Annotated in this window: 15 protein-coding genes; 11 read left to right on the top strand and 4 right to left on the bottom strand. The window is 35.1% G+C overall.

Annotation, left to right across the window (positions count from 1 at the left end; translation table 11 throughout):
* Window positions 1–57 precede the first annotated feature (57 nt).
* Window positions 58–1,254 (bottom strand): aromatic amino acid transport family protein, encoded by a 1,197-nt coding sequence (locus H4K33_RS06905; protein WP_182647734.1) that lies wholly within the window; start codon window positions 1,252–1,254, stop codon window positions 58–60.
* A 419-nt stretch (window positions 1,255–1,673) separates the two neighbouring features.
* Here H4K33_RS06905 and H4K33_RS06900 point away from each other — a divergent pair, with 419 nt between their 5' ends.
* Window positions 1,674–2,084: a Fur family transcriptional regulator gene (locus tag H4K33_RS06900; protein WP_182647733.1), complete on the top strand. Its 411-nt coding sequence runs from the start codon at window positions 1,674–1,676 to the stop codon at window positions 2,082–2,084.
* On the opposite strand, the gene H4K33_RS06895 is transcribed toward H4K33_RS06900, so the two are convergent.
* From H4K33_RS06895 to H4K33_RS06885, 3 genes are all read right to left on the bottom strand, one after another.
* On the bottom strand, window positions 2,081–3,061 hold the full coding sequence (locus tag H4K33_RS06895; RefSeq protein WP_182647732.1) for a YpdA family putative bacillithiol disulfide reductase: 981 nt from the start codon (window positions 3,059–3,061) through the stop codon (window positions 2,081–2,083). The genes H4K33_RS06900 and H4K33_RS06895 overlap by 4 nt on opposite strands.
* Before the next feature lie 165 nt (window positions 3,062–3,226).
* Complete coding sequence (locus H4K33_RS06890) at window positions 3,227–3,928, bottom strand: YceI family protein (RefSeq protein WP_182647731.1); 702 nt, start codon at window positions 3,926–3,928, stop codon at window positions 3,227–3,229.
* 290 nt (window positions 3,929–4,218) lie between these two features.
* Entirely contained in the window at window positions 4,219–4,716 is a 498-nt protein-coding gene (locus H4K33_RS06885) for a hypothetical protein (RefSeq protein WP_182647730.1), read from the bottom strand.
* 162 nt (window positions 4,717–4,878) lie between these two features.
* Here H4K33_RS06885 and H4K33_RS06880 point away from each other — a divergent pair, with 162 nt between their 5' ends.
* The 10 genes from H4K33_RS06880 (at window position 4,879) to H4K33_RS06835 (ending at window position 13,270) form a co-directional block, all read left to right on the top strand.
* Window positions 4,879–5,454 carry a DJ-1/PfpI family protein gene (locus tag H4K33_RS06880; protein ID WP_182647729.1) on the top strand — a complete coding sequence of 192 codons (576 nt, stop codon included), beginning with the start codon at window positions 4,879–4,881 and terminating at the stop codon, window positions 5,452–5,454.
* Window positions 5,455–5,542: 88 nt separating this feature from the next.
* Window positions 5,543–6,403 (top strand): carboxylating nicotinate-nucleotide diphosphorylase, encoded by an 861-nt coding sequence (nadC, locus tag H4K33_RS06875; RefSeq protein WP_182647728.1) that lies wholly within the window; start codon window positions 5,543–5,545, stop codon window positions 6,401–6,403.
* A gap of 18 nt (window positions 6,404–6,421) precedes the next feature.
* Window positions 6,422–7,318, top strand: coding sequence for a YihY/virulence factor BrkB family protein (locus H4K33_RS06870; RefSeq protein ID WP_182647727.1), 897 nt, complete (start codon window positions 6,422–6,424; stop codon window positions 7,316–7,318).
* A gap of 43 nt (window positions 7,319–7,361) precedes the next feature.
* A complete protein-coding gene (locus H4K33_RS06865) occupies window positions 7,362–7,787 on the top strand; it encodes a DUF2147 domain-containing protein (RefSeq protein WP_182647726.1) in 426 nt (141 codons plus the stop codon).
* A gap of 200 nt (window positions 7,788–7,987) precedes the next feature.
* Window positions 7,988–8,428: a DUF2147 domain-containing protein gene (locus H4K33_RS06860; RefSeq protein ID WP_182647725.1), complete on the top strand. Its 441-nt coding sequence runs from the start codon at window positions 7,988–7,990 to the stop codon at window positions 8,426–8,428.
* A gap of 199 nt (window positions 8,429–8,627) precedes the next feature.
* Window positions 8,628–8,981, top strand: coding sequence for a WG repeat-containing protein (locus tag H4K33_RS06855; RefSeq protein WP_182647724.1), 354 nt, complete (start codon window positions 8,628–8,630; stop codon window positions 8,979–8,981).
* A 62-nt stretch (window positions 8,982–9,043) separates the two neighbouring features.
* Window positions 9,044–11,494, top strand: a complete 2,451-nt coding sequence (gene priA / locus H4K33_RS06850) for a primosomal protein N' (RefSeq protein WP_182647723.1) — start codon at window positions 9,044–9,046, stop codon at window positions 11,492–11,494.
* An 80-nt stretch (window positions 11,495–11,574) separates the two neighbouring features.
* A complete protein-coding gene (locus H4K33_RS06845; protein ID WP_182647722.1) occupies window positions 11,575–12,138 on the top strand; it encodes a DUF4375 domain-containing protein in 564 nt (187 codons plus the stop codon).
* Between the two features lie 177 nt (window positions 12,139–12,315).
* Complete coding sequence (locus H4K33_RS06840; RefSeq protein WP_182647721.1) at window positions 12,316–12,627, top strand: hypothetical protein; 312 nt, start codon at window positions 12,316–12,318, stop codon at window positions 12,625–12,627.
* 61 nt (window positions 12,628–12,688) lie between these two features.
* A complete protein-coding gene (locus H4K33_RS06835) occupies window positions 12,689–13,270 on the top strand; it encodes a helix-turn-helix domain-containing protein (RefSeq protein ID WP_182647720.1) in 582 nt (193 codons plus the stop codon).
* Window positions 13,271–13,395 lie beyond the last annotated feature (125 nt).

Below are 13,395 nucleotides of genomic sequence, written 5' to 3'. Positions count from 1 at the left end.
GAAAACAAAAAAAGGGAGTTCTCGATGGAACTCCCTTTTTTATGAATTTTCACCTTCTTATGAAGGAAGTATATTTAAGGCTAATAATAGCTGTAAGACAATAATTAAAAGGGATAAAATCCACAAGAAACCATAAATAATATACTGAAATGGATTGGTCTTGACGCCTGCAAGTTTTTTTGCTCTTTGCAACATAAGCATGGGAATAATCAAAGCCAAAATAACCAGTGAAATGGAGGCATATCCCAAAGCAATAACAAATCCATCAGGATAAAATAAAGCAAAGAGAATAGGCGGTAAAAAAGTCAAAATAAACGCACTTAGATTGTGCTTGATCTTAGGACGATCTTTCGCCAAATCCTTGATATAATCATTTAGTGATAAAGCCACACCCCAAAAAGAAGTTAAGATGGCTGCTGCCGCAAAAATAGTAAAGGCAACTTTAATAAATGGAGAACTATTGATCTCTTTTATTGAGACAAGTAAGCCTTCTAAACCTGCGTTATTTTTTAAAATTTCACTGAATACACTACTTTCAATATTACCGAGAATTGTAAGTTCCCAGATTAAATATAAGACCAATGGAATAATACTTCCAATAAAGAAGACCCATTTTAATTGGCGTAAATTGCCATCTAAATATTTGACTAAACTCGGAATAACAACACTAAATCCGAAGGAAGTAAATATGATGGGAATCGTCGCTAATACAGGAAGTGGACTTTGTGGTAAATAACTTAAATACGCCATTTCAATGTGAGGTAATAAAAGACCAAGTACCAAACAAAGACAAATAATTTTAATGGAAAAAACTATTTTCGTACTAAAGTCTACTGCTCTTGTTCCAAAAGCAATAATACCTCCAAAAAAAAGTGTAAAGAGAATGGCACTGAGTTGAGGTGAAACCTCAAGGTGCATTAGTTGACTGAGGTTAGACCTCAAAATATCTCCACCACCTGCAATATAAGCACTCACCAAAGCATACATCAACGTCAACATGCTCAAACCCGTAATAAATGCACCGGGTTTGCCCAAATATTTTAAGGTAAGTGTATTAAAACCTGCTGAAGTAGGGTTGTATTGATAGACGTTTACTAAGAGAACGGAAGTATAAAACATAGCAAACCAAATACAGAATAAGATAAATGACATAAATAAAAAACCAACATTGGCCGATATAATGGGCATTGCTAACATTCCTGCGCCTATTGTAGTACCTGCTACAATAAGAATACTTCCGATAATTTTTTGCATTTTGTTTAAAATTTATTGTTTTGTTTTGAAAATTACTTTGTCATCGATCTTGTTTCGAAAAAAGACTTACTTGTTTACACGTACACAAGAATCATACCTCTATTTTATTCTTTTTCTCTTTTTGTTTGAAATGAATCTAAAAAAAATAAATATATGTTTTATTTGTAGTTTTTGCGATAAAAATCATCAAAAACTAACAGTAAATGAAATGAAGCGAGTATTTGTTGCATTTTCTCTTGAATTTCAATGATTATTTTTCAATGAAATATACAAGTATAGCAATAGAAGGTGTTGAGTATCAGGAGTGAGAGAGGATGATGTTACTGAGAATAAATAAAAAAGACAATTAATTCCTTTTTTTGTGAAGGAGGGAATTGAGGAACAATGCTTACCTTTGAATCAATTAAAAGCAATGAGAAATGAAGAATATTGAAGAAGAGTTAGTTGCCAAAAACATCAAACCTACCGCGATGCGAATTTTAGTGCTCAAGTTTTTGAAACAGCAGCAAGGAGCCGTGTCTTTGGCGGATATAGAAAATAGCTTTGATCAATCAGATCGTGTAACGATTTATCGGACCGTAAAAACATTTGAAAGTAAAGGTTTACTCCACAGTATAACAGCAAACAATGTAACGCAATATGCCTTGTGTTCTTCCAAGTGCTCTGAAGATAACCACAGAGATACGCATCTGCATTTTGTTTGTAATCATTGTAAAAAAACAATTTGCCTTACCCAGGTAGCAATTCCTACAATTGATATTCCAATCGGATTTCAATTAAATGAAATTGAAGTAGTAGCTAAGGGAATATGTGAACATTGTCAAGTTTAGTTGTTCTTTGATGAACGCTTCGTTATATGTTCTATAATACACTTAGCGTGAACTCTTGAATTCTCAATAAACCAGGTATGGGTATTTAATCCACCGCAAACAACACCTGCTAAATAGAGGTTTTCGATATTGGTCTCCATCGTCTCTGCATTGAATGTCGGCAATTGTTCATCATCGTTTTGTGTGGTGATTCCCAGTCGACGCAAGAAATCAAAATCAGGGCGATATCCCGTTAAGGCTAAGACAAAATCATTGGCAATATGTATTGATTTTCCTTTTTGCTCTAAGGTAACAGTAGTAGGGGTTATGTTCGTTAAATTGCTGTTGAAGTACACCTGAATGGCTCCTTCTGCTATGCGGTTTTCAATATCAGGCTTAACCCAATATTTGACATGAGAACTAATCTCTTTGTCTCGTACAACTAAAGTAACGTTTGCTCCTTTTCGATAACATTCAAGCGCCGCATCTACAGACGAATTACTCGCTCCTACAACGACTACATTCATGTTGGCATAGTAATGCGGATCATTGTAGTAATGCGATACTTTGGAAAGATCTTCTCCCGGAATATGAAGCAAATTTGGAAAGTCATAAAAACCAGTCGCTACAATGACTTGTTTGGCTGTATAATTCGCTTTAGAAGTTTCTATCGTAAAATGACCTTCTACCTGTTTGTTGACATGAAGAACTTTTTCAAACAAGTGGATCGATAAGTCGTGCAGATGAGATACACGTCTGTAGTATTCCAATGCTTCCTTGCGTCTAGGTTTTGTTTCTGCACTGATAAATGGAATTTGATCAAGTTCTAATAGCTCAGAAGTAGAGAAGAATTGCATATTGATCGGATAGTGATACAGTGAATTCACCAAACAACCTTTTTCGATAATAAGATAAGATAGTCCTGCTTTTTTAGCTTCAATACCACAGGCAATCCCTATCGGACCTCCACCTATGATTAGTACATCTGTATGTTTCATTCTCTTTTTAATAAACCCACGCGGGGATATGTTTGTTCGCCTAAACAAAAATATTGAATTATTTTGGTAAGGGGAAGTAAAAGCATAAGAAACCCCCAATTTAAACCAGATAAAAAAAGAGGATAACCCTGTGGATTATCCTCTTTGTGTATGATTTAGAATGGATTATTCGTTTACTTTATCAGCAACTAAATGGATTCCAATTTCCATGTCTTTACTAATTGCCCAATCAGCAGGGTTAAGCGCAGCTCCAGATTCTTTATCTGTAGTTCCGAATACTAATCCCCATGCTGTACGATCAGCGATGAATGAAGCATCCATAACCGCTTTTCCGTTTTCTACTGTTACTTTAGCAGGGAAAGTGATGTTTACTGTTTTTCCTAAAATCGTTAAGTTACCACTTACAATTTTGTTTGCACCTTCGATTGTACTTGTGTGTTTTGCAGCATCAAAATCTTCAACTTTAGTGATTTTGAAATCAACTGTAGGGTTTTTCTCTACGTCGAAGAAATCAGGACTTTTTAAGTGTCCTTCTAATTTTGCTACATCCTCATCAGCATCAACAGAAGCGCGGTCAGCTTTGATAGAAGCCATATCAACAGTGTATGAACCTGCGTTTAGTCCATTTGCATCAATTGCAATATCTCCTGCTTTTAAAATTAAAGTACCAAAACGAGGGTTTAATCCTCCTTTGTGTCCTACTTTCCAAGTTACATTACTTTCTGTTAAGTTAACAGTGTATTTGTCTCCTTGTTCTACTGCTACTTCTTGTTCAGTTGTAGTTGTTACTTTATCAGCATTCTTATTTCCACATGATGCTAATGAAAGAGCAGCTACTACTGCTACTGATAATAAAATTTTTTTCATGTTATTCGCTATTTTGTTTCCTCAAATGTACAATACAAAAATGGATATACAATAGGTTATTAAAATACTGAATGTTAAAAAGTTATAAATACAGGCTTTTTTTGAACTAAGGACGCATTTTTTGTTGTTTTTATGCTTGAATAGGTGTCTTTTGGGATAAAAAAAGATTTTCCTTGCGTGAATTTTTCTTAAATAGAACACCTGATTTATTGTAAAAAACTCATTTGATTGTATTAAAAAAGGATGACCTTGAAGTCATCCTCTCTTATTAGTATACGATATAAAGAGTACTAGATCTCTTTGAATGTCGAAATAATATTCATCAACTCGTCACCTTGATAATCTTTGTTTTGGCCTATGGTCCAACCAATGATTTCATAGTTTCCTTTTTTTCCTTCAATCAGGGTCTGAATCATAAACATGAAGTTTCCTTCTTGTGACATGGATATTTTATAGATTTTTCCTTGTAATCCATTAATTCGAACGTCGTCTTCTTTTGTGATTTCATAATCAGGTCTGCTTGCATACGTCGCTAATGCTTTTTGTGTAAAAGCAGCAAAAGACTCGTCCGCTGTTTTAGGAGATTCTTTAGCAATGATGTAAACCTGTCTGAACGTATTTCCGTATTGAATAGCTGCATCAGGATACAGATCTGTCATGACAGCTAGAGTAGCTGGTATTTCCATTGAGAACTGATCGTTCACACTTACCGTTTGAGGAGGTGCTACTTTTTGATTACAGCTAGCCATTCCCAAGGTTACACAAAGAATAAAGAGTAGTTTTTTCATTTGAACACAAATTTTAAATAAAGAAAAATTAAAGTTAAGGCAAAATGTGTAGAGTTTGGAAAGTTGGAGATAAAAAATTTTCGATCGTCATTTAAAGAAGGTGTTTTTTGAATTGAATAGATTGTTGTAAATTAGGAGGAATAAATCAAAAAAATAAAAGTTATGGCAAAAAAAGTTTTAATGTTAGCAGGAGATTTTGTTGAAGATTATGAAGTAATGGTTCCTTATCAGGCTTTGCTTTCGGTAGGTGTAGTAGTAGATGTAGTTTGTCCGGGAAAGAAAAAAAATGATATCATTGCAACGGCCATTCACGATTTTGTGGGTTTTCAGACTTATGCTGAAAGTAGAGGACATAATTTTGTTATCAACAAAAGCTTTGATGAGGTTAAAGTAGAAGATTACGCGGGACTCTATGTATGTGGAGGACGTGCACCAGAATATATTCGCTTAAACAAAAGAGTGATTGAAATTGTACAATACTTTTTTGAGAAGAATCTGCCTATTGCCGCAATATGCCACGGTATTCAGGTATTGACTCCAGCCAATGTTTTAAAAGGAAGAACACTGACGGCTTATCCTGCAGTAGGGCCAGATATTACTGTAGCCGGAGGAATTTATAAAGAAATAGATGCGGATAAGGCCATTACTGATGGCAATTTAACGACTTCGCCTGCTTGGCCAGGACATCCTGCAATCCTCAGTGAATTCTATAAATTGTTAGGAATAAAAATCGGATAAGTAGGGTATCGTTACCTGACAGTTTGCGAGGCTAAAAGAAGAACACTTGTAAAACATTTCTTATTTTAGCAGCGCAAATTTTTTATTTATGATTTCAGAACAACAATTTCAAGCCGAATTAAATCAAATTATCGTCAATGCTATTCGCGAAGATGTAGGAGATGGCGACCATAGTTCTTTAGCGTGTATTCCTGATACTGCCAAAGGAAAAGCACAGGTTTTAGTAAAAGAAGAGGGAATAATAGCAGGTGTAGAATTTGCTACTATGATTTTGAACTATGTTGATCCGGCACTAGAAGTTGAGGTGTTTATTCAAGATGGAGAAGCGGTTCGAATTGGAGATGTTGTTCTTTGTGTAGCGGGATCTTCTCAATCTATTTTAAAAGCAGAGCGCTTTATGTTAAACGCCATGCAACGCATGAGTGCAATTGCTACAAAAACACGCGTATTTGTTGATTTATTAGAAGGAACAGGTACTAAAATTCTGGATACGAGAAAGACGACACCTGGAATACGTGCCATTGAAAAGTGGGCCGTAAAAATTGCAGGTGGAGAAAATCATCGTTTTGCCTTATATGATATGATTATGTTGAAAGACAATCACATCGACTTTGCGGGCGGTATCAAAGAAGCGATTGAAAAAACAAATACCTATTTGAAAAACAACAACAAAGAGTTGAAAATTATTGTTGAAGCACGCGATTTAAACGAAGTACAACAAATTTTAGCTTGTGATAATGTACATCGCATTCTCCTAGATAATTTCGACTTTGAAACAACCAAACAAGCAGTAGCTTTAATTGGCAATCAATGCCAAACGGAGTCATCTGGTAATATAGATGAAACAACGGTGAGAACCTACGCCCTTTGTGGAGTAGATTATGTATCTTCAGGTGCATTGACACATTCCGTTTACAATATGGATTTAAGTTTAAAAGCTGTTGTATAGCAGCGCTAAAAAAAGTGCATGTCAGAAGTAGAAAATAAACTGGATCGGATACCGATCATCAATAAAATTGTAAGAGGATTAAAACGAGTAAAGTTTTCTTTTCTTGAAGGGTACTCTTTATATGACTTGATTGAATTGTATTTGGTAGGGATCATTAAGGGCGCATTTTCCTATCGCGCCGGATCGATCGCCTTCAGTTTCTTTATGGCGCTATTTCCGTTTGCACTGTTTATCTTAAATTTGATTCCCTATATCCCGATTGATAATTTCCAAGCAGATTTTCTACAGTTTATTGAAAATTCTGTTCCTCCCAATACGTATGAAGCCATCCAGTCTATTATTCTTGATATTATGAATAATAGCTATAAATCGCTCCTGTCATCGGGATTCTTACTCTCTATTTTTTTAATGACTAATGGAGTGTTTGCTATTATTGGTGGATTTGAATCTTCTTACCACATTACTATTTCGCGTAATATTATCAGGCAGTATTTAGTAGCATTAGCTTTATCGTTAATCTTGTCTTTTGTCTTAATTTTTTCTGTTGCCTTTTATGTGATATTAGAAGTGTTGATCTATCGATTTAGTATTGGTGTGAATTGGCTTGTTTGGGTAAGAAATATCTATTTACTTCTTGTGGTTCTACTGACAACTTCTATTTTATATAAGTTTGGAGCTAAAGAAACGAAAGGCGTTTCTTTTATATCTATCGGTTCCGTATTTACAACAATTCTCTACGTATTGACTTCTTATGGATTTGGAATTTACGTTCTTCGCTTTGCGCGTTACAACGAATTATACGGGTCTATTGGAACGTTATTAGTCGTCATGTTTTATTTGTGGATCAACTGTATGATTCTGTTATTGGGATTTGAATTAAATTTGGCAATTCGTAAGATTAAATTGAAAAAATAAGTATATTTGATTGTGATGTTTAATTTAAAAACTGGAAAATAATATGAAAAACTCAATACTAGTGCTCTTGTTTTTAGTGGGCGGATTGTTGACAACACAAGCCCAATCCATTGTAGGGAAATGGAAAACGTTTGACGATCAAACGGGAGATGCGAAATCGATCGTAGAAATCTCAGAAAAAGGAGGGAAATACCACGGAAAAGTTATCGAAATATTGAATCCAGCAAAAAAGGATTCTAAATGTGAAAAATGCTCAGGAGAAGATAAGGGAAAACCAATTGAAGGGTTGACGATTATTAAAAATCTGACCAAAAAAGGAGAAGAATATACAGGAGGAACAATTGTTGATCCTCAATCTGGAAAAGAATATAAATGCTCCATTAAAACGAATGGAAAAACAAAATTAGAAGTACGCGGTTATGTTGGAATTTCATTAATTGGACGAACGCAAACGTGGACAAAAATGTAAATAAAAAGGCTATCTCATTTGGGTAGCCTTTTTTTAGCTATCTAAGTCAGTTTGATTTGTTTTGATTTGTTTTGTTTTGTTTTGTTTTGTTTTGTTTTGAATTTGAGTGTGTTAAGTGTTTTGTTTTTGTTAATTGTTTAGGTCTGCCCCAACAAGGATTGTACCTTTAATCTCGTTGGACAGTTTAAAAAGAAAACAAGATGAGAAAATTAATCTTTATTCTACTTTTTCTATTGTTTAGTTTCCTAAACCTACAGGCGCAACCTCAATATTCAATTGTAGGTAAATGGAAAGCCATTGATGATACTACGGGTAATGCAACAGCGGTAATTGAGATCAAAGAAGATAAAGGAAAATATTCAGGCAAGATCATTGAGGTTTTAGCTGTTGATAGTAAGGATTCGAAATGTGAAAATTGTAAGGGAAAGGATTGGATGAAGACATATAAAGGCCTTACAATCATGAAGAATGTAGTTAAAGAAAAGGATAATAAATATTCAGGTGGGACGATTTTTGATCCAGAAACAGGAGCAGAATATAAATGTTCGTTAAAATTAGTCGGTTATAGTAAGTTAGAAGTGAGCGGTATTTCGAGTGTTTTATTGTTTAAACGATCGCAAACATGGACAAAACAACCCTAAAATAGAAGAGACTATCTTCAAAAAGGTAGTTTTTTTGTTTATTAAGGATCGTATTAGGAAACTTTTTCTAGTATGATTTATGCTAAAATATCTAAAGAGTAAGAAGTATATGGTATATATGCTATGGAAATACGGTATAAATCATGTATTTTTGAAATTGAAAAAATCAAATGTAAATACAAATTAATTATAGTATTAGATGAATAGAGTATTGGTGTGTTTTCTACTTGTTATGACTATGGGGTGTATGACATCAAAGTCTACACATTCTCCATATTTGTATGACAATGGACCTGATTTTGTTGTAGAAGGCATGTATCGTATTGTAGATGAAGAAGGGAAAATGGGATTTGCAAATGTCAAAGGGCAAGTTGTAATCAAACCTCAATTTGCTTTTGTATTTCCTTTTAAAAATGGTGTAGCAAAAGCTACCTTTGAAGGAAGAAGTAGAGAAGTAGCTGGATCGCGTGGTGAATATCACTATTGGGATAGTCCTTCGTGGTTTTACATTGATCAAAAAGGAAATATAGTTTCAGCTAAAACCAATAATTAATTTCTTTTTCAATTCATTTTGTATGAAGGTCTTCACCTTTGTATTGATTAACAAGCCCAAACATGCAATATTTTGTTGAGGTCATTGTACCTTTAGCCCTAGATCCTACGTTTACGTATCAAATCAACGAAGTTGAATTTGATTTTATTCAAATCGGGATGCGGGTAGCAGTGCCTTTTGGGCGAAATAAAGTATATACTGCCTTGGTTGTAGAAAAACATCATCGACAACCTGCGTTATACGAAGCAAAAGATATTCACGAAATTATAGATATTGAGCCTGTAGTCACGCCAGATCAAATTAAGTTTTGGCATTGGCTAGCAGAGTATTATATGTGTACACTTGGAGACGTGTATAAAGGAGCTATGCCTTCGCGTTTACTTTTAGAGAGTGAAACAATCATCCAGTGGAATGACAAAACAGATTTAAAACCAGCAGATTTGAATGATGCAGAATACTTGTTGTATGAAGCTATGCAGATCCAGTCGATTTTGAAATTAGATGAAATTATTGCCATTCTCAACCGCAAACAAGTTTTTCCTGTAATTAATAGCTTATTGACCAAAGGAGCTATCTTGCTGCAAGAAGAAATGGTCGAAAAATACAAGCCTAAGCAGGTTCGTTACGTGCGTTTGGCATCAGAATATATACAAGAAGATGGATTGACTAAACTAATGGAAGTAGTCAATCGTGCAGCGAAACAACGCGAATTAGTATTGAAATACTTTCAATTGCAGGCAATGAATAAAAACCCTATTAGCGTAAAACAGCTAATAGAAGAAGGAGAGAGTAGCCAAGCTATTGTCAATGCTTTGTTGGAAAAAGGCGTTTTTGAATCCTACTACCTCAATCATGATCGCGTTGTGTTTAATGATGCTACCTCAGATACGATTCAACTTACAGACGATCAAAGCAAGGCGCTTTGGGAGATTGAACAGCAATTTAAAGAAAAAGAAGTGGTCTTGTTGCATGGGGTGACGGCCTCTGGCAAGACGGAAGTATATATTAAGCTTATTGAGAAATTCTTAGCTCAAGAAGGACAAGTGTTGTTTTTGTTGCCCGAAGTTGGAATTAGTACGCAATTGGTTCAGCGATTAACGGCCTATTTTGGCAATCAAGTGGCAGTATATCATTCGCGTTACTCACACAATGAGCGATTGGAAGTTTGGAATCAAGTCTTACAACAATCGGAAAAGGCTAAAGTAGTAATCGGAACGCGTTTATCGGTGTTCTTGCCGTTTCAAGATTTGCGTTTAGTGGTGATTGACGAAGAACACGATGCTAATTACAAGCAACACGATCCAGCACCTCGTTATCACGGGCGTGATGCAGCGGTAGTTTTAGCGATGCAACACAAAGCTAAAGTACTGATGGGATCAGCAACTCCGAGTTTGGAGAGTTATTACAATGCAGAACAAAAGAAATATGGATTAGTTGAACTAACGAAGCGCTATACCAATGTATTGTTGCCAGAAATTCTTTTGGTTGACATTAAAGATAAGTACAAACGCAAGCAGATGACAGGACATTTTTCAGATCAATTGATCGACGAGATCAATCAGGCTTTGTCCTTAGAAGAGCAAGTGATTCTCTTTCAGAACCGAAGAGGTTTTTCTCCTGTGGTAGAATGCATGACCTGTGGTGCTGTTCCGGAATGTCCACATTGTGATGTGAGTTTAACCTACCACAAATACAGAAATGAATTGCGCTGTCACTACTGTGGTTATACTTTACCGATGCCCAAACAATGTGTGCGTTGTCATAGCGTTGATTTAAATACAAAAGGCTTTGGAACAGAGCAAGTAGAGGAGGAATTGAATGAGCTATTCCCCAATAAGCGCATTGCCCGTATGGATCAAGATACGACTAGGGGAAAATATGCCTATGAAAAGTTGATCGAGGCCTTTGAAAGCAAACAAATTGATATTTTGGTAGGAACGCAAATGCTAGCCAAGGGATTTGATTTTGACAATGTAAACTTAGTGGGAATTATGAATGCCGACAATAGTTTGTATCATCCCGATTTTAGAGCCCATGAACGCGCTTTTCAAATGATGACACAAATTGCAGGGCGTTCAGGTCGATTTGACAAAAAGGGAAAGGTGGTCATTCAAACGTTTAATCCCTACCACAATATTATTCAGCAAGTAACCAATTACGATTATAAATCCATGTATAAAGAGCAGATGTATGAACGTCACAATTTTCAATATCCGCCTTTCTACCGTTTAATTCGCTTAACTTTAAAACACCGCGATTTTGAAAAGTTAAGAGAAGCTTCTTTCTGGTTGTACAACAACCTTAAAGGCCAATTGGGGATTCCTGTATTAGGACCAGAAGAACCCGCAATTAACCGCATTCGAAATCAATATATTCGCGTAATTTTAATTAAGATTCCACAACAAGTCATGCTCAACCAAACCAAAGGACAAGTAAGACGTATTTTAAAGAGTTTTGAATCTATTGGAGCGTATCGATCCGTTCACGTGGTAGCGAATGTTGATTTTTATTAAGCCAGTAATAACAGTACTGCTTGTTCAGAATGCTTTACTATATAGTATTTTTACACAAACCAAATAAAATTCGAAAGAAAATGAGTCAACCGAAAATTGTAGTGTCCCAAGAAGCGGCACAAAGTCAAGATAATTACGATATCATCTATTCTAATATTACTTTTATCAATTTAATCCGCGAAGAAGCAGAGGAAGAAGATCCAGAAGAAGACCGCGTAGATGAAATGATTCCACATGATGCTTTTTTAAGTTATTATGTAGACTATTATTTATCTCAATATGAAAATGGAAATTTTTCTCAATTTGTTTACAATACAGGTGCTGATTTGGAATTGATTGATTGGATTATTGAAGGCTTGGAGAAAATGGGATCTGTAGCGCACTTGGCTTTATTGAAAAAGCGTTTGGAAGTGCTTGAAAATATGGATGAGGTGGTTTTAGAAGCTTTTATTGAAAGTGACTATTTCGGAACTAATCCAACCCGCGATCTTTTAAATGACGATGCTTTTTTCAATATTGAAGAGGATTTAATTGATTTGAATGCGCATTGGTTGAAACAACATCCAGAACTTTTAGTCTTATCAATTGATGAAATGTATGATTATGCAGAACAGCTATTGGGCAAAAAAGTAGAGCGAGAATAATTGATGAGGTTTGTGCTTTGTGAGGTTTGTACTTTGTGAGGTTTGTGCTTTGTGAGGTTTGTACTTTGTGAGGTTTGTACTTTGTGAGGTTTGTACTTTGTGAGGTTTGTACTTTGTGAGGTTTGTACTTTGTGAGGTTTGTACTTTGTGAGGTTTGTACTTTGTGAGGTTTGTACTTTGCAGAGAATTTACGACTTCACAAAGAGCAAAGAACAAAGAGCAAAGAACAAAGAGCAAAGAACAAAGAACAAAGAACAAAGAGCAAAGAGCAAAGAGCAAAGAGCAAAGAGCAAAGAGCAAAGAACAAAGAGCAAAGAACAAAGAGCAAAGAACAAAGAGCAAAGAGCAAAGAGCAAAGAACAAAGAGCAAAGAACAAAGAGCAAAGAACAAAGAGCAAAGAACAAAGAGCAAAGAACAAAGAGCAAAGAACAAAGAGCAAAGAACAAAGAGCAAAAAAACAAAGAAATGTCAGTAATATGTCGCCCTAATGACAGAAGGGATATGGTTGTGAATCACTAGGTTTGTTTAAATAATTTAAGGAAATTAAGGATGAAGAACATTGGAGAAAGAATAAGAGAATTGCGTGTAGTTAAAGGATATTCTCAAGAAGAATTAGCAGATCGATCAGGATTGTCTGTGCGTACAATTCAGCGTATTGAAAAGGGAGAAACGATGCCGCGAGGAAATAGCTTGCAACAATTAGGTGAGGTATTACATATAAACATAGAAGATTTGTTTAATGAGAGAAAACACATTCCGTCAACTTCAGTGATGTCTATTAGAACGATATATTTTTTAGTGCTTTTGGGGCTTGTCCTTCCTTTGGGTAATATCATCGCTCCATTGATAGGTTGGAGTATTCATCGGAAAGGGAGTGCTAATTTCGATAGAGAAGGAAAGAACATCATCTTAACCCAAGTGGTTTATAGTCTATGTGTTACTAGTCTCATTATATATGCTGTTTTTAATAAGTTGGGAAATCATGAGGATTATACTTTTGAGTGGTTAATAGGTCTCGGTTTTATCTTAGTGATCTGCAATTATGGATTAGCTTTATACAGTGGACTTAAATCTGAGGGGGAGAGAAAAATACATATTCCTTTTTTTAAAGTTATCAATGATCCATTATGAGATATAGAGTATTAAAAGAATACTTTCTTTAAACGAAGAAATTCAACAAAAAAGCGAAGAAGCGTAAGAACAAAAAGATACAAAGAAGAAAAAGTAAAAAAACTTTGGTTGATGTTGTATAAAGT

Origin of the sequence: Myroides sp. WP-1 (genome assembly GCF_014145635.1) — a bacterium.
GTDB lineage: Bacteria > Bacteroidota > Bacteroidia > Flavobacteriales > Flavobacteriaceae > Flavobacterium.
The sequence above is the reverse complement of the archived record's forward strand: the minus strand, read 5'-3'. Positions and strand labels throughout refer to the sequence as shown.

Excerpts from the sequence above, each read along its gene's own strand:
- H4K33_RS06890 (WP_182647731.1), bottom strand. The coding sequence starts at position 3,928 with ATGAAAAAAATTTTATTATCAGTAGCAGTAGTAGCTGCTCTTTCATTA.
- H4K33_RS06885 (WP_182647730.1), bottom strand. The coding sequence starts at position 4,716 with ATGAAAAAACTACTCTTTATTCTTTGTGTAACCTTGGGAATGGCTAGC.
- priA (WP_182647723.1), top strand. The coding sequence starts at position 9,044 with ATGCAATATTTTGTTGAGGTCATTGTACCTTTAGCCCTAGATCCTACG.
- H4K33_RS06835 (WP_182647720.1), top strand. The coding sequence starts at position 12,689 with ATGAAGAACATTGGAGAAAGAATAAGAGAATTGCGTGTAGTTAAAGGA.
- H4K33_RS06845 (WP_182647722.1), top strand. The coding sequence starts at position 11,575 with ATGAGTCAACCGAAAATTGTAGTGTCCCAAGAAGCGGCACAAAGTCAA.
- H4K33_RS06870 (WP_182647727.1), top strand. The coding sequence starts at position 6,422 with ATGTCAGAAGTAGAAAATAAACTGGATCGGATACCGATCATCAATAAA.
- H4K33_RS06900 (WP_182647733.1), top strand. The coding sequence starts at position 1,674 with ATGAAGAATATTGAAGAAGAGTTAGTTGCCAAAAACATCAAACCTACC.
- H4K33_RS06895 (WP_182647732.1), bottom strand. The coding sequence starts at position 3,061 with ATGAAACATACAGATGTACTAATCATAGGTGGAGGTCCGATAGGGATT.
- H4K33_RS06905 (WP_182647734.1), bottom strand. The coding sequence starts at position 1,254 with ATGCAAAAAATTATCGGAAGTATTCTTATTGTAGCAGGTACTACAATA.
- H4K33_RS06880 (WP_182647729.1), top strand. The coding sequence starts at position 4,879 with ATGGCAAAAAAAGTTTTAATGTTAGCAGGAGATTTTGTTGAAGATTAT.
- H4K33_RS06865 (WP_182647726.1), top strand. The coding sequence starts at position 7,362 with ATGAAAAACTCAATACTAGTGCTCTTGTTTTTAGTGGGCGGATTGTTG.
- nadC (WP_182647728.1), top strand. The coding sequence starts at position 5,543 with ATGATTTCAGAACAACAATTTCAAGCCGAATTAAATCAAATTATCGTC.
- H4K33_RS06860 (WP_182647725.1), top strand. The coding sequence starts at position 7,988 with ATGAGAAAATTAATCTTTATTCTACTTTTTCTATTGTTTAGTTTCCTA.
- H4K33_RS06855 (WP_182647724.1), top strand. The coding sequence starts at position 8,628 with ATGAATAGAGTATTGGTGTGTTTTCTACTTGTTATGACTATGGGGTGT.